The sequence below is a fragment of the Acinetobacter sp. YH12128 genome (genome assembly GCF_013418655.1).
In the GTDB taxonomy this organism is placed as follows: Bacteria; Pseudomonadota; Gammaproteobacteria; order Pseudomonadales; family Moraxellaceae; genus Acinetobacter; species Acinetobacter amyesii.
Window position 1 is genome coordinate 45319 of record NZ_VPBO01000008.1, and the last position, 18704, is coordinate 64022.

The following is an 18704-nucleotide window of genomic DNA, read 5'->3' on the forward strand; positions in this document are numbered from 1 at the left end:
TGTCAGACAATATAAGTCACGCCATAAAGTGGTCACAAACTTTAGGCTTTACATACTTACATCTAATTATTTGATATTTATTATAAACGGTAAAATGATGACATCTAAAATTGAACGACATCGATTTCATATTCACGACTTTTTATCTGGAACAGTGGTATTTCTCGTAGCTTTACCGCTATGCCTAGGCATTGCATTGGCTTCTGGCGCACCGATTCTCTCTGGCATTATTGCCGGCATTGTCGGTGGTATTTTAGTCGGAGCATTGAGTGGCTCACATATCAGTGTTGCAGGGCCAGCAGCAGGTTTAACAGCAGTCATTTTGGTACAGCTTGAACTACTCGGCGGCAACTATGCCGCCTTTTTATTGTGTATTGTTTTTGCCGGTATCTTACATATTGGATTTGGCATATTTCGGCTCGGTTTCTTTGCCAACTTTATTCCAAACAATGTCATATTGGGTTTATTGGCAGCCATCGGACTGATCTTGATTGGGAGTCAAATACCTTATCTATTTGGCTTGAACCAATTTTCATGGTCTGTGCTGTGGCAGTCACAGCCGCTCGATTTGCAATGGGATATCGGTGCCGTTCTGATCGGTATCGGTAGCCTTGTGCTGATGTTGCTATGGGAGCAGAGCCCATGCAAAAAGTGGGTTCTGCCTTCTGCTTTAGTTGCTGTAGTCCTCGCTGCACTGTGCAATGCTGTGTTGGTACTCAGTGGTTCGTCTTATGCAGTTCATCCATCGAACCTCATCCAACTTCCAAATCTTTGGGATCAACTACAAAATGTGATGATCTTTCCAGATTGGACCGCTTTAAATAATCCACTGATTTACACGGGTGCTATCACTTTGGCGGTTGTGGCGTCATTAGAAACTTTATTAAATTTAGAAGCAGCAGATAAATTAGATCCGCATAAGCGCTCTTCACCCCCCAATCGAGAGTTATGGGCGCAAGGCATCGGTAATGTCGTTTCGGGCGCTATAGGCGGGATGCCGCTAACTTCAGTAATTGTCCGTAGTTCGGTCAATGCCAGTGCCGGAGCTAAAAGTAAATGTTCTGCTATCTTTCATGGCGTGTTGCTCTTGTTTGCCGTGCTGTGTTTAGTGCCTTTGATGAACATGATTCCGCTTTCAGCATTAGCTGCAATTTTAATCCTCACAGGTTTTAAACTGACACATCCCAAATTGTTTAAACAGCTGTATTTAAAAGGTTGGAAACAATTTATTCCTTTTATTATTACCTTATTGGCGATTTTATTCACAGACTTATTGCTCGGAATCTTGATTGGTTTAGCCAGTAGTGCGGCCTTCATTTTATACGCCAATTTTAATAAGGGGCTGAAGGTGTATAAAGAGCATCATTTACATGGGGTGATTACACGGATTGAATTGCCTTCACAAGTCAGTTTTCTCAACCGGTCGGCATTAATCTCGGCATTGGAACATATCCATCGCGGTGAACAAGTGGTGATTGATGCCACACATGTGAGTGATATGGATGCTGATATTTTCCAACTCATTCAAGAGTACCAACAGGAAAAGGCTGTGCAGCGTAAAGTGCAAGTACAGTTGATTGGTTTCAAGGCACACTATGCCGATGCGCAGGAGGCGGCATTAGATATAGATATCAGTACCGCAGCTTTACAGCAACGTTTGACGCCAGAGGCCGTGCTCGCTTTGCTCAAAGCAGGCAATGAACGTTTTGTACAAAATGAGCGTTTGCAACGAGATATCTATCGTCAACTGCGGGTGACCGCAGAAGAAGGGCAGCATCCGATTGCGGCAGTGTTAGGTTGTATGGATTCTCGTGCGCCGACTGAAATGATTTTTGATGTTGGAATTGGTGATTTATTTAGTTTGCGCATAGCGGGGAATGTCGCGGGGCAAAAAGTTTTGGGTTCATTGGAATTTGCCTGCGAAGCCAAAGGCGCCAAAGTGATCGTAGTGCTTGGTCATACGGACTGTGGTGCGGTTAGCAGTGCTTGTCAGTTGTATTTAGCTGGTCAATCGATACAGAGCCTGACGCGTATGCCGCATATTCAATATGTGCTGGGGCCACTCAATGAGTCTGTATCGCGTGTTGCCGAATTGATGCAACCACAAACGCTGAGTCCGGCATTTTTAGAGCAAGTGACGCAAATGAATGTGCATTACAACATCCGCTATATTTTGCAAAATAGTGAAGTGCTACAGCAATTGGTGCAAGAAGGTAAAGTGGCGATTGTTGGTGCAGTGTATGATGTAAGAACTGGACGGGTTAATTTCTTCGGATAAATAAAATCTGATGACATAAAAAAGGATCATCATGAACACATGATGATCCTTTTTATTGAACTAAAATACACTAGCGAATCATCGGTACGATCCAACTGGTAATGATCAGCAAAATACCGAAATGTCCCAATTTACGGGTCACATATACCAATTTTGACGGCTTTTGTTCCAATTGTTTCGCATAGTCTTCGATGCTAATGCCTTGTTTTGCATTACTGGTAAATAAAAACACCGCCAAATCGATACAAATTAAAATCGTACCAACATCTGCCACCACTTCCATTAAATCGTATTGGCCGCTGATCAAGGCGGTTGACACTTGATAAACAAGGAAAAGTGCAAAAGCGATGCAGGCATACTGCAAAACAGTTAAAAATATCCGCATAAATCTATACTAAATAAGCTCAAAATTTTGAAATAGGATTATAGCGTCCCTCGCAAGAGATTACTGTAACGCTCAGAGTGCTTGCATGACTGCTGGGAAATGTTGCTTTTCAACCAACTCCAAAAACTCATCGCCCATACGCTGACTTTCAGCCACACATTGATTCCACATTTTAATGCGTTGTTGGTTGTCTAAGCCTTTGAGGGTAAAGTCTTTACGGTCAGGCAGTCGGCCAAGCGGCAAGCTTGCAAGGTATTCTTGTGAAGGTGACAGTAACAGGGTACGCGCCTGATTTTCAGGATTGGCTTGGCGTTTAAATAATTTATCAAACCAGCCTGGGGTGATGCTATCCGTGAAATGTGGATACAGCACGATGCCCTGACTTTGGAAGGGTAGGTCAATATGATAGTCAATCAGGCCGCCATCGCGGTAACTGCCTTGTGGCGCATCAGGGATATCACGTATCGCGGCCATGACACCGGGAATAGATGCAGAAGCCATAAGCCACGGCATGACACTGTCTTGAGTCAATGCATGGTAATGCGTGGTAAAGCCATCATCCGCCACGGTAAATTGATGACCTGACACAGGCTGACTAATTACACGCTGCATGAAATAACGACTGTGTTTACGTGCGAGCGCTGTCGTGCCCACGATCCCTGCGACAGAGGCTAACAGAGGCAGGGCTTTATCACTTTGGAAAATATGCTGAGCTTTGACTGAAAGCACAGTGAGGTGATAATCCGGGTGATTAACCAGTGCCGCTTCTTGACCTTGAATCAAATCGATCAGCATGCCACGACACACATCGCTGACTTCTTGACGGCTCATCTTTTTATGAAAGCTCAGATTGGTATACAGCTCAGAGAGGCGTTTCGTCCCTTCAATGGCTCCCCCAGCAGCAATACTGGCAAAGCGCCAACTGCCAATCGATGAACCAATTAAAGTACGCTTTTGTTGCGCGCGTGGCAAAAAGTCAGCAAAAATCGCCTGATCTAAACCTTGAATACCAATGCCTTTCGGACCACCCGCAGCACCGGGCAGGATATCCACTTGAGCAGCGTTTAAACCCTCTTGTTCAATCAGTTGGCGGGCTAAATGGCCAGCACGGATATTGAGCGCAGGCGGTCTTTTTTGCAAAATTTGAGTCATGGCAGTCGCTTAAAATACAGTCGTAGAATTATTCTAGTGTGTTTTTGCACAGACCCAATGGCTGAAACTTACGACAAATGACTTCTCAGTCATATCAGGGCGTCGCTCAGGAATGCTGTAATAATTGTTCATTATGCCGATGCAATTGAAACAAACTGAGGCAGACGATTGCCCATGTTGCCATTGGAAAGACCGCCCACGCAAAAAAGTTAATGATAAAAATCACGGCCTCAACAAATAACCAATAATTTAACCCTGCCATCAGCTTTTGCTGTGGTAAACAAAGTAGGAATAAACAGGGAAGTGCATTGAAGAAAATAATCCACCAAAATGCAGCGCTATGCTGCATCCGATACAGAGTGGTGTTGGCTGGCGGTTGCCAGTTTAGGAAAGGCATGTGCATATTTAATTGAACTAGCACATCGAGCAGGGTCGAAAAACTATACAGCAAGGCCGTTGCACATGCTCGGAGTGGATTTCGACTATACAGTACCCCTAAATAACTGTATGACATGGCGTTCAGCCTTATTCAAATTTTTGAATTTTTTTGTTTTTATAGCTTTAAGCCCTTTATTGTCAAAAGGCTTAAAGGAGCTATGGATACAACATATTATTTAAATACAAAGATTATTTAAACACACGCCAAATGGCAAGTAAGCTTGAAAGTGCAATTAATACGATGGAAACATACCATGGCGCAATTATCGCGATGGAGAGGAAGATGGCCATAATACTGCCAAAAACCCAACTACGTTTTTGCTGATGTTCCATTTGCAAGCGCATGCTTTGCAGTTCATTCAGTTGTTTGGCATGCCAAGCCGACTGATTTTTTAAACCATTCAGACTGTCGATCATCAGCGTTGGTAAATCTTGCGCACCTAAAAGTAAGTCAGGAATTTTTTGTCCGAGTTCTTTTAAGTTTTTCTGCGGATTCATTTGCGCTTTAATCCAATCGGTGAGGATTGGTTTTGCCAAACTCCAAATATCCAATTCAGGATAGAGATCAGTTCCTAAACCTTCGACATGGACCAAGGTTTTGAGCAGCAACATCAGTTGTGGCGGAATCTCTAAATGGAAACGACGCGCAATATCCATCACTTGAATCAGGATGCCGGCGAAGTCCAATTCATGCATTGGTTTAGAGACCATCGGGCCAACCGTACGACGCATTTCACGTGCTAATGCATCTTGATCTGTACCCGGTGGAATCCAACCCGCTTGATGCACGATTTGAATCAGCTGCATAAAGTCGCTGTTCATAACCGCAAGCAGCATGCGTGCTACGGTCATTTGGTCGTGCTTTGAAAGCTCACCCATAATCGCGCAGTCCAAGGCAATAAAGCGTGGATTGCTTGGATTGATGGTTTCGACGAAGACATTCCCCGGATGCATGTCTGCATGAAAGAAGTTGTCGCGGAACACTTGGGTAAAGAAAATGGTGAGCCCTTTTTCGGCTAAATCTTTACGATCCATGCCCAAGCGATCAAAGGTCGCAATATCTGAAATTGGTACACCCGTAATACGCTCTTCGACCATGACATCACGGCTGTCCATATAGACTTCAGGCACGTACATCATGCTTGAACCGGTGAAGTAATGACGCATACGACGCGTGTTATCCGCTTCTAAAGTCAAATCCAATTCATTGAGAATAATTTGACGGTAGTCTTGAATAATTTCAGACAGATGCAGGGCACGAGCGGCTTCTAGGCGTTTTTCAAGGAACTGACCAAGCCACTCTAATATTTCAAAATCATGCAGAATTTGATTGCGAATATTCGGGCGAGCCACTTTCACTACGACTTCGCGACCATCATGCAGTGCAGCAGTATGCACTTGTGCGATAGATGCTGCGGCTAAAGGTTGCTCGTCAAAGCGTGCAAATAAGGTATTAACATCGGCTTTGAGTGATTCCTGAATGCGCATTTTGGCAACGTCATTTGAAAAAGGTTTTACACGGTCTTGTAAAAGCACCAATTGCTGTAAAACTTCAGGTGGAATCAAGTCACGACGGGTAGACAGTAATTGACCGAGTTTAATGGCCAAAGGTCCCATATCTTCTAAAGCTTGTTTTAGCTTCAGTGGATTTTTACGTTCTTTGCTTAAACGTGCTGCAGGATGTATACGAATGAGGGAAATAATATGACGGGCTTTTTCCGGTAATTCTTCCGCAGGAAACAACGTGTCGAGTCTATAGTGCGCAGCAATGCGCCAAAGGTCGAGTAAACGTGAAACGTGCGGAATCATATATGCAATTACCTAGTCTTAAGTGTTGTCTTGTAATGAGTCAATTTGGCTGTGCAGCTGCTGAATTTTTGCTTCTGCACGGTCCAGATTTTGATTCAAAATTCGGGTGTCTTGATTCAGGTCATCCATTTGCCAGCGTGGGGCAAGCAAGCCTGAATCTTCTTTTAACGCGTCTTCAGCAAAGAACAAATGGCTTTGTAAAGTACGTTTGAGATGTTTGGGTGCAAGTTGTAACTTACCAATTTCATGCGCAAGGCTTGGACCAATCCAAGGGCTTAGATGCGAAGCTAAATCAGGCTCAGCTTGCTGCATAATGCGCTGGATATCCTGCAATAAGTGATAATCACCTTGCAATGGAATATTGCCGACATCTTCAGCCAACAGCAGTTTGAGGAGCTCGACGACCGTTTTGACATGTAAGGTCGCCGTTGCTTCAGTTATGTTTGACTGCTGCTCGAAAGGGCGTTGCTCAAAGATGGATGCAGTTTCAGTATGTCCTGTAGGCGTCGGTTCTAAGCGAACTTTCTGATCGTCAAAAAACACATCCACCGACAACTGTGGTGAGTCGATCACCACACGAAGCATTTTGCCTTGCAATTCATTCAGTTGGATGCGAGTAATAGCATCCAAATCAATGACATGATGAATTAAGCGTTCAACTGCACCAAGTGCGAGAATCGACCACATAGTTCAGCCTGCAGTATTAAAGTTTGAAACCACGGTGTACAGCCACGATACCACCCGTTAAGTTGTGGTAATCACAGTTTTGGAAGCCCGCATTTTCCATCATACCTTTAAGAGTACGTTGGTCTGGGTGCATACGAATTGATTCTGCAAGGTATTTATAACTTTCAGAGTCATTTGCTACGATTTTTCCCATAATTGGTAATGCAGTGAATGAGTATAAGTCATACAGTTTTGAGAATGGTTCAAATACCGGTTTAGAGAATTCTAAAATCAGTAAACGACCACCTGGCTTAAGAACGCGGTACATGGCAGCTAGTGCAGCATCTTTGTCAGTCACGTTGCGTAGACCAAATGAAATGGTCAATAGGTCAAAACTGTTGTCTGCAAAAGGTTCTAAAGTTTCAGCATTGGCCAAAACGAAATCGACATTGGTACAACCAGCATCAATGAGGCGGTCACGACCGACATTGAGCATCGATTCATTGATATCTGAAAGCACCACATGACCTGTCGGGCCAACTTCACGGCTAAATACTTTGGCAAGGTCACCAGTACCGCCTGCAATATCTAGGACGTGCTGACCGCGACGTACACCAGACATGTTAATGGCAAAACGTTTCCATAGACGGTGAATACCAAATGACATTAAGTCATTCATGATGTCGTATTTTGCAGCCACTGAGTGGAAAACTTCCGCTACTTTTTGTGCTTTATCTTCGCTGCTCACGGTTTGATAACCAAAGTGCGTGGTTGCCCCAACGTTACCAGTATTCGCGCCACGTGGCAGATTATATTTGGGTACTGAACCTGTCACAGGTGTGTCGGTCAGACGTTGTTCTAAAGATTGTTGCTGACCTTGCGCTGTCCCTTGTGGTAAAGGCTCAGTTAAGAATGGACTCACTTTGTCTGTATTTTGTGCCGACTCAGGTGTAGGGGCAGGCGTTTGATTCTCGTTAGACATTAGAGTCACTCCTAACTTATAAATAGGGTTAATGTTGCTTTGCAAGCATGATGACAGATTCTCTGTTGTTATACAGCAGTCATTTGCATTTGTTGTGAATAATATACAGAAAAAATAAGGGTCTGCTGTAATTGCTTTGCAAATCCCCTATAAAAAATCTGAATTCAGTCTTGCAAGCCCAGTTTGTTTTATATCAAACACGGGCTTTATGGGATGTGAGTTTTGTTAAGCCGCAGGCTGAAACGGGTTCGGGTCTCCGGCATGTACACGGTCAACGATTTTGCGTTCTACAGCGGTAAATTCGCGGACAAATTTTTCTGCTGACTTGAGCGGTTTCATTGCCAAGAAGCCATCTTGCATAAAGTCGTACATTATTTCGAAATTGTATTTGTTTGCTGCGCCCTTACACATTTTAAATGCGGTATAGACCATAAATGAGCGCATGTATTTATCTAAATTGCGGCCTAAATCGTCCAGCAGTTGCAGCTGCAACATGCGGTCTTTACCTTGATCGAGCTTGAGATAGGTCTGACGCATCATTTCATCGGTCAGGGTTGGATTATTTGGATAATCTTGCAGTAATTGCATGGCTACTTGTTCATCGAGCTGTACGGCCAATATCGCAAGTTGTACGCCCGAAGTGCCAGTCTTAATGGCATTATCTGGAATTAGTTTTTCTGCTTTGTGCGCATAGCGGGTGAGACGTGCAATTTGTGCAGCTAATGCATCAAAATCAGGACCGCCATATAAACGGTTAATAAAATATTCAGACATCAGTACATTGTGTTTTTCAGCAAATTGCACAGCATGCGTACGTTGCATGCGCTGCTTTTGCCACTGCTGGACATCTTGTAAACGCTGTAAAATTTCTGGCTTTTTGTGGTAATTCAACTGGTAATACAGTTCAAGTAAATCATCTAATACCGCAAGTTTGGACATTGAGTGTCTCAATTATTTTTTAGATGTTTGAATCTTAGTGGGTGTTGGAGCTTAGGGCTATGACAAAGTGACGAAATTATAGGTCAATCTGAGTCAGTTTGTTGCAGAAACGGTCATATTTTGCATTTCAGCATATACATGAAAGCATTGTTGTGGGGTGAAGGGCATGGTTATACTCAAAACAGAATAAAACCAAGGGTCCGCCATGAGCTTAAAAGAAACAGAATTTCAATTGATGGATGAAGAACAACTCTCGGTTGAGCTGATTGAAGCGCAGTATCAACTAAAAAATACCAGCCGTCAGCCCAATGCCAAAAGCGTGTTGATTTTAGTGAGTGGAATCGAGCTTGCGGGTAAGGGCGAGGCTGTCAAACAGCTCCGTGAATGGGTCGATCCACGCTATTTAAGGGTGAAAGCGGATGCCCCGATCATGTTTAATCAAAAACAAACCTTTTGGCAGTCTTATGCACGGTTTATTCCTGCCGAAGGGCAAATCATGGTGATGTTTGGAAACTGGTACAGTGATTTGCTCAGTACCGCTATGCATGTGTCAAAGCCTTTGGATGAAACCTTATTTGATGAATATGTCGAGAACATGCGAGCCTATGAACAAGACCTAAAAAATAATCATGTCGATGTGATTAAGGTCTGGTTCGATTTATCTTGGAAATCTTTACAAAAACGTTTGGATGAAATGGACCCGAGTGAAGCGCGTTGGCATAAATTGCATGGTTTAGATTGGCGCAATAAAAAACAATATGACAACTTGCAACGTTTACGTCAGCGTTTTAGTCATGACTGGATCATTATCGACTGTGAAGATGAGCAAGTCCGTGATCAGCAATTTGCACAGCATATTTTACGCACTTTAAAACATTGTCCAACACATGAAACTAAAGCGGTAGGGCGTTGGAAACAAGCCAAAACACCACAGGCTTTATTGGAGCCAAGTACAGCCGTCGCTGATGAAGCCGATTATAAAAAAGAATTAAAAAAATTAAGCCGTAAGGTGGCTGAAGCTTTACGTTTTGATTCACGCAACGTGGTGATCGTGTTTGAAGGGATGGATGCCGCAGGGAAAGGCGGAGCAATTAAACGTATTGTTAAAAAGTTAGACCCACGCGAATATGAAATTCATACCATAGCAGCACCTGAAAAATATGAACTACGCCGTCCTTACTTATGGCGCTTTTGGAATAAAATTGTCCCTGAAGAGAAAATCACGATTTTTGACCGCAGTTGGTATGGTCGCGTCTTGGTTGAGCGGATTGAAGGCTTTGCCAATACGGTTGAATGGCAGAGGGCCTATGATGAAATCAACCGTTTTGAAAAGGACTTATATGACAGTCAAACGGTTGTCATCAAGTTCTGGTTAGCCATAGATAAGGATGAGCAAGCTGCGCGGTTTAAAGCCCGCGAAGAAACCGCACATAAACGGTTTAAAATTACTCCAGATGACTGGCGGAATCGTGACCGTTGGGATGACTATCTCAAAGCTGCTGCAGATATGTTGCAACGCACGAGTACAGAATATGCGCCGTGGCATGTGATTGCGACCAATGATAAGCATAGTGCTCGTTTACAAGTGCTAAAAACGATTTTAGCGCAGTTGAAAGCAGATTGACTTTATGAAAAAAGCCACGCAATTCGTGGCTTTTTTCTTCATTTTCAAAACTCGCTCATTTTCAGATTTACTTCATCTTTAGATCTATGGTTTAAATCACTTTGATTCTTAAATCTTGTTGATGCGCTATACATCGTTTCGTTAACCATTGTTCGGCGTTGGGACAGGTTGGTTCGGAAATTTCTGTTGAATACGCTTCGCCAATTGGTAGCTTTCTTCTACATGGGTTTCAGCGACTTTTTTCATCACAATATAACCCAAACTGGCTGCCACCAATTGTCCACCTAATGGAATAAATTTAGTGACTTGTTTGGTAATATATTTTGCTGCAATGTTATTTAGCGATTTTTTCATCGCGGTTCGTGCAACCACTAAACCAGAAAATTCGACACCACGTTTACGCAGTTCTGTCCAATGAATTTGTTTGGTTTTTGGATCATACACACTAATTTGATCTGGCGCTAAACCAAAACGCGCATTAATTTCTGGAATGAGCTGTGACAAAATTCCGACGTCAATCACCACATCCAAAAATGGCACAGGAATAATAGCTGCACCTGCTGAAAAATAAGCACGTTTTTTGACGAGCTCTAAGCATTCAGCGCGAATAATGTCCAGATTTAAGTTAGGGTCGATGGAATCAGGAATGTTATCAATTTTCATAAGCAGATACCCTTGATACTGGATTGGTTTTTTTCTCATAAAGTATCATTAAGATACTTGTTTAAAAGCATTTTTTGCAATCTATTCTCTTGTCAAAGTCGCATAGACAGCCCAAGATGTATAGTAAATAATCATTGTTGTTTTGTAGTAGTTGGTCACTCAGGCTGTAAAGGTAATCCATGGCAATACATGTAATTCAAAGTCAACGAATCGAAGTTTTGGTGGATTGTCTAATCGAAAAATTGAAATCGAATCAATCGACCAATGCTTTGTCCGTCTTGCAAGAACGACATATCGTGGTGCCCGATCAAGCCATTGCTGCATGGTTAGAAAAACAAATTGCTGAAAAAATCAGTATTAGTGCCAATATTAAGCATCATCGTAAAATTTTAGGGTTGCAGTGGAAAGCCTACGATTGGGCCTTGCCGAATAAACAAGACCGAGAGCGGATTAAAGGTATCAACATGCCGCCGTTGATTATGCAATGGCGTATTTATAATGCTTTAGCGGTTTTTATTGCAGCTGATCAGTTTGATGCAGCACAGATTCCGACAGATGTTCAGCCCTTAGTTCAGCGTATTTTTGACAGCACAGCACAGCTCTCAGATCGAAAAAAACGTGAGCAAAAGCGGCAAGAAATGTTGTACTGGATCGCTGCTCAAGTCACTCGGCTTTTTACCAACTACATGGCCTTTCGTGGCAGTTGTATTCATACCCCTGATGAAGGTGTTGAGCACTGGATTTGTCCACATTGCGATACCGATTGGTTGAAGGCGTGGAGTCACAATCAGCCTTTAAATATCATGCAACTCACAGGTCTGAAACCTGAACAAGCCGATGAATATCTACCGACGCAGGCTCGACAACTGGAGCATTGGCAGCGTTGGTTATGGCATCAAGTATTCCAAAAAGACTTTAATGACCGTCAGGAAATAGACAATAAATTTTGGTTTGCCTTGGCGCGTGCTGAGCAAAATCGGCAGCAGCAGTTTGATTTGGATGCTGAGGATGATGAACGCGATGATGATGAGCGTCATCAAACCTATAACGGTTTGCCTGAACAAATTTTTGTTTTTACGACCTTAGAATTACCACCTGCACAACTGAAATTTTTATATCGCTTGGCGGCGTATACCGAAGTACATTTGTTGTATTTCAACCCATCGCGTGAGTATTGGGCAGACATGGTCGATCCAGTTTGGAAAGATCGTTATAACTTGAAATTACAACAGCGTTATATTGAGCGAAATCCCAATGTCAGCACAGCGCAAATTCAGGCCTATCTGAGTACGACCAATGCCGAATTTCGTGAATCACAGCATTCACTACTGACGCGTTTAGGCAAGCGTGCGCGGGATAACTTTGCATTATTGGTGAATATGTCTGGTGGCGAAGGCTGGGAAGATATTTTTCCAGACACCGAGCCGACAACACTGCTCGCTCAAATTCAATATGACATCATGACCTTAGAAGAACCCGAGCAGCATCAATATGCACTCGCGGGGGCAGATGAATCGATTCAATTTCATGTCTGTCATTCTAGCCTGCGTCAGTTAGAGGTTTTACGTGAACAGTTGGTGCATTGGTTGGCCGATGGCACGGAACAAGAGCCACGCCATCCGAGTGATATCTTGGTCTTGGTGCCAAACTTAAAAGAACTGGAACCGCATATTCGGACGGTCTTTTCGACGACTCGAGGCATGGGTCGCAGTGCTGTGGATTTACCTTATATCCCAGTCAAAATTGCAGGGGTGGTCAGTCAAGATATTCAAAATGCATGGCAAGCCTTTGTTGGACGCATTGAAATTAGTCAAGGTCGTTTTACCGCAGAAGATTTTCATGATTGGCTGAATTTGAATGCGGTGCAAGAACTGTATCAGCTCGACCATGTGCAAATGGAACGTATGATGGAACTGCTGATTCAAGCTGGTTTCCGTCGTGGTTTAGACGAACAGCACATGTTGGCTTATTTGTCCGAGCAAGACCGAGATTATCGTTATACCTTTAAATTTGCATTAGATCGTTTGGCGTTAGGAATTGCGATACCACAACATGCCGTATTTGAGGACACCTTAAGTTTTGCAGGGGTGTCGAGTAGTGATTTTGAGTTGGTTCAAACTTTAATTCAGATCTACCGAGATATCAGTGCGCGTCGAGATTGGCTCAATCCAAACCTCAACGCACAGACTGTCAAAGTGTGGTTGCAACAATTAGATGCAGATTTAAAGCCTTTTGTGGAAGCCAGTGGTCGAGTATTTGAAACCATTCGCAGTGTGATGCGTGCAATGACGCAACGTCTGCACAATGCCCAAAGTGATAAAGTTGAGTCGCTCCCAAACAGCTTTAATTTACCGCTTTCTTTATTGCTTAAAGAAATACAACAAGGCATTGATAGCTCTGCCGATCAGATCGAACCGACAGGATCAGTAACCTTTGCGGACATGGGGAAAATCCGCCAAGTCCCATTTTCATTGGTGGTGTTGATGAACATGGATAGCGGCAAGTTTCCACGTCGTGATCAGCAAGTGCCTTTTGATTTGATGGATGTGTTTAAACCAGTATTGGGTGATCGCTCACGTTTGGAAGATGATAAAGGTGCATTTTTAGATGCCTTGTTATTTGCCCGACAGTCCTTGTGGATTTTCTATAATGGCTTTGATGTCAATGATGGTGAAAGTCGGGAGCCATCCTCTGTGATATATGAATTTAGCCAGTTCCTCGCACGGATGATTCAGCCGCAGCAATTGAACCAACCCCATGATGCCATGCTGGATTTGGATGGCTTACGCATTCCACAGCAGCTCGAGCCGCTATACCATATTTATCCTTTGCAGCCTTTTGACCCGATGGGTTTTCAGCAGTCGAAAAACTTACGATATAAAGATCAATGGTTTGCTGTGGCGGAACATATTTTAGATCAGTCTGGTCAACGCCAATCGTGGATTAACCGTGATTATCCTGTGCATGATGAACAAGAAGTACGGGTTTTGGATGGTCAGGAATGGATTAAAGATGTGGTGTTTCCTGCCCGTGCATATTTGAAAACGCTTGGCGTGGCCAGTGTCTATACTGGTGACCAATTGCCGCAGCAAGAGCCTTTGTTGCTGGACCGTTTACAGCAATATCATGTCCGTGACTTATTGCAAAAGCATTATGTGCAGCCTGCCTCTCGTGTCGATCAAACAGAGGATCAGAACTCTACGACCTCAGCTGAACCCGATATGGCCTTGTTCCAAGATGTACTGCCTGTGGGACATAGCCAAATAGCGACTTGGAAGCTCAGTTTGCAAGAGCAGGCACAGTTATTAGAGCGTTTAGATGGACGCCGTGTAACCGCGACCACCTTACAAAATCTACAGCTTGAACCACATTTGATACTGAGTATCACTGTGCCTGAAGACCCTCAGAGTATGCATTGGTTAAGCTGTATGGCGTCTGGGGCAAAGCCTAAACGTCAGACGCAAACCTGGCTCGAATATCTATTGTGGTTGAGCTATTTAGACTTAGGCGATGAGGGCGCGACGTATCGTCGTGAAGTGATTTGTAATGATAAAAGCATAGTCTGTTGTGGATTAAGCTCTGCACAAGCCAAGCTACAGCTCAGTGAATGGATGGCGATGTGGAAACATGCACAAAAACGTCCTGTGGTGCTGCCTGCTGCTTTAATTCGCCAAGAAAAATGCACTTGGGTGGAAAATGAAACAGGCCAACTCATGCCAGATAATTTTGCAAAGCTTCAAGAGGAATGGCTGAAAAATCATAGTTTTGGTGGAGTGGAGCTGGAGTCGAATGAAGCCAATAGCCACCATCGTGATTGGACTTTTATTTTACAGCAACAAGCGGCAGATGAGCTTCTGGCATTGTCCTGTCGTTATTATGCAGAACGTTTATATCATGTGATGGATACCGAGGCAGATGACGGCCTAAAAAAACTTAATGTCATCAAGCCTGAGGTGAAAAAATGAATATGCCACAGCAAGCGATGAAAATGTCCACCAACCCGATTGCAGACATGAGCTTTACCGGACTGCACTGGATTGAAGCCTCTGCGGGTACTGGGAAAACCTATACGCTTTCCAGTCTGATGGTGCGGATTTTTCTCGATCGCTATATGCCAAATCAGGTCATTGCCACCACCTTTACACGTAAAGCCACAGCGGAACTCAAAGCGCGGGTACGACTGCGGATTGAAGAAACCCGTGACTTTATTTATGGCCTGCTCGCGGCACCTCAAAATGAGTTGGCCGAACTTCAGCAAAGTTTGAGTGACCCTTTGTATCAGCAAGTGCTAAAAGATCATGGGCATCATTTAGATTATGCTTACAATCGTCTGAACGTGGTCTTACAACAATATGAAGAACTCTTTGTCGGAACTTTAGACAGCTTTAGTCAAAAGTTATTACGTGAATTTGCCTTTGAAAGTGGTCGTATCGAACAGGTGCAAATCAGTGATGATGAAGACCTGCATATTGAACGGATCATTCATGATTTATTAAGAGATTGGATCCAGCAGCAGCCTGCACATTTGATTGAATATTTGATGTTGAATCATCAGTTGAAAGGTCCTGAATATTATCTGGGCGTGGTAAAGGAAAGTCTAAATTTCCCATCGGTGGATTTACGCGTCCCTGAATTACCCGAAAATGCCTTGGCGCATTTTGAAGCGATGTGTCATCAGCTTGCACAAATGCTGCCTGCCGCTCGTGTAGAGCTTGCAGCGTGTTTTGATGCCGCAAGTCATTATAAAAACCTGGTGGACGCTCGACGTTTTAATAAAGGTGCATTCTTTGTCACCTTTAACACACGCATTCCCGAGTTTTTACAGCACTTTGAAGATTCGGGTAGCCAAGGGGTATTGACTCAGTCCGACGTGTTACAACCGACGATGAAAGCCATTCGTTCATTATTTTATGATCCGAATAAAACTGAATTTAAGCCACGTGTCTTTAAAGACAAAGTCGTTGAAGAGCAGCCAGATGTCTCAAAAGAATTTTATCAACATGCTTTTGTTCAACAACTCCGAGCGGTGCTCAATGCTTATGAACATATCAATCAAGCAGAACAATTTCTAAACTTTTATTTGGCACAGGAAGTCAAAAAGCGTTTACCTCAAGTGTTGTCCCACGCTGGGGAAACCACCTTTTCACAACAAATTCGGACCTTATCGGAAGCCTTACAGCAAAGTTCAGCAGCGGGGAAAGATAGTTTTGCTGCCCATGTTTTAGCACGATATCCGCTGATTTTAGTCGATGAATTTCAAGACACCAACCAAGATCAAGATGACATGCTGTCCAGTATTTGGCGGGTCAAGGAGCGCTTACATCAGGGCTGTATGATTATGGTCGGCGACCCGAAACAGGCGATTTATGGATTCCGTGGCGGTGACATGCTGACCTATCGTAAAGCGCGTCATGATATTCAAACCAAGGGTGGACGTTGTTATACCTTGAACAAAAACCATCGTTCAGTCAAAAACTTGGTTGAAGTGGTGGATGCCTTGTTTCATCGGCAAACGGACTTTGGTGAGCAAGTTGAATACACCCCGATTCAAGCAGGTGAGCGTGAGCATCCGCCGTTGATTGATCATGATCAAGTCAATCCACAACCTCTGCGTTGGTTGGCTTTGGATGAAACGCTGAATGAAGCTGAGCAAGTGGCTTGGCAGATTCAGTCATTACTCAACCAAGCGCAGCAAGGACATTTATATTTTCAAGACAACAATACCCAGCGAGCACTGACAGCAAACGATATTGCGGTCTTGGGGCAAAACCATTTCGACTTAGAGCAAGTGCAACAATGTTTATTGCAGCTCGGCGTTCCTTGTTATAAAGCATCTCGGGACAGTGTCTATAAAAGTTCCGTCGCACAAGATGTAGCCGCTTTGCTGACCGCGATTTTAAATCCTTATCAAGAAGCCAAGGTGAAACGTGCGCTGCTGAGCCGTTTATTGGGTTTTGATCTGAAACAACTGGTCGCACTCGAACAGCAGGCAGATGGACTGAGCGACATCATCGAAAAACTCGAACAGGTCCGACAAATTTGGAATGAGCAAGGATTCCGCAGCGCGTGGAATAGCTGTATGACGGTCTTTCAGGTGTGGACGCGGTTGGTGGCTGGACAAAGTCGAGATAATGAACGCACAGTGGTGAATTTACGCCATATCGCAGAATTATTAAGTCAGCAAAGTGAACACTACACCGGTGCGCATAAGCTCTATCAATGGTTTATTCGCCAAATCAATTTAGGCATCAATAATGAAAGCACCCAAGAGCGAAAATTGACCGGGCAATTGGGGGTGCAACTGATGACGATTCATGCATCCAAAGGCTTAGAGTTTGGTTGTGTGTTTTTATTGGGAGCAAATGCGGGCTTAAGTGAAAAAGGCAATTTGAATTTTTCCCTTAAAGACAATCAGCAAAAAAGCCTTGGGTTAGAACGTGTGATTGCCGTGAAGTCTTCGGACTTACCCGAAGATGATATTCAACAAAATGATGCGCGCAATGAAGCAGAGCATCATCGCTTGTGGTACGTGGCGTTGACCCGTGCCAGTTATCGTGTCTATGCCGTGCTACGTCATCATGAAGTAGAAAAGAAACAATTGGCAGAAGCGCGTTCAGGACTGACTTTTTGGCGTGGAAGCGTACCAGATCTGTTCCAACACGCAGATAGTGTGGATGCCGATGTCTTGCGTGCAGCACCACCGATGTTGACTCAGACTCAGGTTGAAGCTGTTGTGTTAGAGGCGGAAGAGATTCCCAACAGCCATTTTTATCCACGAGAAACCACCAGTTTTACCGCGCTCACGCGCACGGCGCATAAGGCGCACATACAACGTGACCAACTGGCAGCGGCAATGAACGAACAGGAAGACAGTGCTGCCGATGAAGTTGAACAGCTTGAAATCGTTGAAGCAGAAACGGCAGAGAAAATAAGCTGGATTAAACGGCATTTTCCAAAGGGAACCAAGCCCGGAAGTTTCTTGCATAAATTGATGGAAAAAGTTCGATTTAGCACCCCAGAAGAGAAGTTGGCCAAAGCCATCGCATCACGTTTTCATAGTGATGTTGAGTTTGATTCGCCGCAAATGTTGCAAAACTTGATGAAACAGTTTGGTCAAACGGCAAACCCTGAGCAAGATGAAGCTGAACTGATTGAAGAAATGCGGGAATGGTACAGTCAAATTATTCATACACCATTGCATGATGGTTTTAGCCTGCATCAGTTAAACGATGGTGAATATCGTTCAGAAATGGACTTTCATTTAAGTATGGCAGATCGTGCATTGGCGATACGTAAAATACGCATGCTATTTGAAAGCCTAAATGAGCCAGATTTACAAATACAAGATTTGAATGATGTGTTTACGGCACGCTATCTGACGGGGTCGATTGACTTGGTGTATTTTGATGGTCAGCGTTATCACATTGCCGATTATAAAAGTAATTTCTTAGGCGATCAGACCGCACATTATAATCATGCCTATATTCGAGAAAGTATGAGTCATTCTAGTTACTGGTTGCAGGCGGCTTTATATTTGGTGGCCCTACATCGTTATTTGAAAGCCGTGATGAAAGACTATGACATGACGCAGCATTTGGGTGGGGCGAGTTATCTGTATCTTCGCGGTATGGATGGACAGTCCGATCGTGGAGTATATCACTGGAAGCCGGCGGATACATTCATTCAAAACCTCGATGCAATATTGAGCGAAAAGGTTGTGGCTAAAACGTGAAAAAGCACGAAAAAGATAAAAATATTCACGCTGAAA

12 protein-coding genes are annotated in these 18704 nt (G+C 43.7%); 4 read left to right on the forward strand and 8 right to left on the reverse strand.

All coding sequences use genetic code 11. The features are described from left to right. The first annotated feature begins 97 nt into the window (after positions 1 to 97). Positions 98 to 2278 carry a SulP family inorganic anion transporter gene (locus tag FTU64_RS05800; protein WP_180054272.1) on the forward strand — a complete coding sequence of 727 codons (2181 nt, stop codon included), beginning with the start codon at positions 98 to 100 and terminating at the stop codon, positions 2276 to 2278. Between the two features lie 70 nt (positions 2279 to 2348). Here FTU64_RS05800 and FTU64_RS05805 read toward each other — a convergent pair whose 3' ends face one another. The 7 genes from FTU64_RS05805 to FTU64_RS05835 all read right to left on the reverse strand — a co-directional run bounded on the left by FTU64_RS05805 (position 2349) and on the right by FTU64_RS05835 (position 8649). After that, positions 2349 to 2663 (reverse strand): hypothetical protein, encoded by a 315-nt coding sequence (locus tag FTU64_RS05805; protein WP_078189807.1) that lies wholly within the window; start codon positions 2661 to 2663, stop codon positions 2349 to 2351. Positions 2664 to 2735: 72 nt separating this feature from the next. Beyond that, positions 2736 to 3815 carry a patatin-like phospholipase family protein gene (locus FTU64_RS05810; RefSeq protein WP_180054274.1) on the reverse strand — a complete coding sequence of 360 codons (1080 nt, stop codon included), beginning with the start codon at positions 3813 to 3815 and terminating at the stop codon, positions 2736 to 2738. Positions 3816 to 3921: 106 nt separating this feature from the next. After that, on the reverse strand, positions 3922 to 4329 hold the full coding sequence (locus FTU64_RS05815) for a hypothetical protein (RefSeq protein WP_180054276.1): 408 nt from the start codon (positions 4327 to 4329) through the stop codon (positions 3922 to 3924). 113 nt (positions 4330 to 4442) lie between these two features. Beyond that, a complete protein-coding gene (locus tag FTU64_RS05820; protein WP_180007065.1) occupies positions 4443 to 6062 on the reverse strand; it encodes an AarF/ABC1/UbiB kinase family protein in 1620 nt (539 codons plus the stop codon). Positions 6063 to 6080: 18 nt separating this feature from the next. Then, on the reverse strand, positions 6081 to 6749 hold the full coding sequence (locus tag FTU64_RS05825) for an SCP2 domain-containing protein (RefSeq protein WP_180002881.1): 669 nt from the start codon (positions 6747 to 6749) through the stop codon (positions 6081 to 6083). A gap of 16 nt (positions 6750 to 6765) precedes the next feature. Then, the gene (gene ubiE / locus FTU64_RS05830) at positions 6766 to 7710 is read right to left on the reverse strand and encodes a bifunctional demethylmenaquinone methyltransferase/2-methoxy-6-polyprenyl-1,4-benzoquinol methylase UbiE (protein WP_078189802.1); all 945 of its coding nucleotides are present in this window, start codon (positions 7708 to 7710) and stop codon (positions 6766 to 6768) included. A 225-nt stretch (positions 7711 to 7935) separates the two neighbouring features. Beyond that, positions 7936 to 8649 (reverse strand): hypothetical protein, encoded by a 714-nt coding sequence (locus FTU64_RS05835; RefSeq protein WP_180059386.1) that lies wholly within the window; start codon positions 8647 to 8649, stop codon positions 7936 to 7938. Between the two features lie 205 nt (positions 8650 to 8854). Here FTU64_RS05835 and FTU64_RS05840 point away from each other — a divergent pair, with 205 nt between their 5' ends. After that, positions 8855 to 10273 carry a phosphate--AMP phosphotransferase gene (locus tag FTU64_RS05840; protein WP_180059387.1) on the forward strand — a complete coding sequence of 473 codons (1419 nt, stop codon included), beginning with the start codon at positions 8855 to 8857 and terminating at the stop codon, positions 10271 to 10273. A gap of 141 nt (positions 10274 to 10414) precedes the next feature. Here FTU64_RS05840 and FTU64_RS05845 read toward each other — a convergent pair whose 3' ends face one another. After that, positions 10415 to 10936 carry a hypothetical protein gene (locus FTU64_RS05845; RefSeq protein ID WP_180024754.1) on the reverse strand — a complete coding sequence of 174 codons (522 nt, stop codon included), beginning with the start codon at positions 10934 to 10936 and terminating at the stop codon, positions 10415 to 10417. 179 nt (positions 10937 to 11115) lie between these two features. Between FTU64_RS05845 and FTU64_RS05850 the strand changes: the two genes are divergently transcribed. Together FTU64_RS05850 and FTU64_RS05855 are read left to right on the forward strand one after the other, a co-directional pair. After that, positions 11116 to 14901 (forward strand): exodeoxyribonuclease V subunit gamma, encoded by a 3786-nt coding sequence (locus FTU64_RS05850; RefSeq protein WP_180059388.1) that lies wholly within the window; start codon positions 11116 to 11118, stop codon positions 14899 to 14901. Next, the gene (locus tag FTU64_RS05855; RefSeq protein ID WP_180059389.1) at positions 14898 to 18668 is read left to right on the forward strand and encodes a UvrD-helicase domain-containing protein; all 3771 of its coding nucleotides are present in this window, start codon (positions 14898 to 14900) and stop codon (positions 18666 to 18668) included. Before FTU64_RS05850 ends, FTU64_RS05855 begins: the two co-directional genes overlap by 4 nt. The last annotated feature ends 36 nt before the right edge of the window (positions 18669 to 18704 follow it).

Excerpts from the sequence above, each read along its gene's own strand:
- FTU64_RS05800 (WP_180054272.1), top strand. The coding sequence starts at position 98 with ATGACATCTAAAATTGAACGACATCGATTTCATATTCACGACTTTTTA.
- FTU64_RS05805 (WP_078189807.1), bottom strand. The coding sequence starts at position 2,663 with ATGCGGATATTTTTAACTGTTTTGCAGTATGCCTGCATCGCTTTTGCA.
- FTU64_RS05810 (WP_180054274.1), bottom strand. The coding sequence starts at position 3,815 with ATGACTCAAATTTTGCAAAAAAGACCGCCTGCGCTCAATATCCGTGCT.
- FTU64_RS05815 (WP_180054276.1), bottom strand. The coding sequence starts at position 4,329 with ATGTCATACAGTTATTTAGGGGTACTGTATAGTCGAAATCCACTCCGA.
- FTU64_RS05820 (WP_180007065.1), bottom strand. The coding sequence starts at position 6,062 with ATGATTCCGCACGTTTCACGTTTACTCGACCTTTGGCGCATTGCTGCG.
- FTU64_RS05825 (WP_180002881.1), bottom strand. The coding sequence starts at position 6,749 with ATGTGGTCGATTCTCGCACTTGGTGCAGTTGAACGCTTAATTCATCAT.
- ubiE (WP_078189802.1), bottom strand. The coding sequence starts at position 7,710 with ATGTCTAACGAGAATCAAACGCCTGCCCCTACACCTGAGTCGGCACAA.
- FTU64_RS05835 (WP_180059386.1), bottom strand. The coding sequence starts at position 8,649 with ATGTCCAAACTTGCGGTATTAGATGATTTACTTGAACTGTATTACCAG.
- FTU64_RS05840 (WP_180059387.1), top strand. The coding sequence starts at position 8,855 with ATGAGCTTAAAAGAAACAGAATTTCAATTGATGGATGAAGAACAACTC.
- FTU64_RS05845 (WP_180024754.1), bottom strand. The coding sequence starts at position 10,936 with ATGAAAATTGATAACATTCCTGATTCCATCGACCCTAACTTAAATCTG.
- FTU64_RS05850 (WP_180059388.1), top strand. The coding sequence starts at position 11,116 with ATGGCAATACATGTAATTCAAAGTCAACGAATCGAAGTTTTGGTGGAT.
- FTU64_RS05855 (WP_180059389.1), top strand. The coding sequence starts at position 14,898 with ATGAATATGCCACAGCAAGCGATGAAAATGTCCACCAACCCGATTGCA.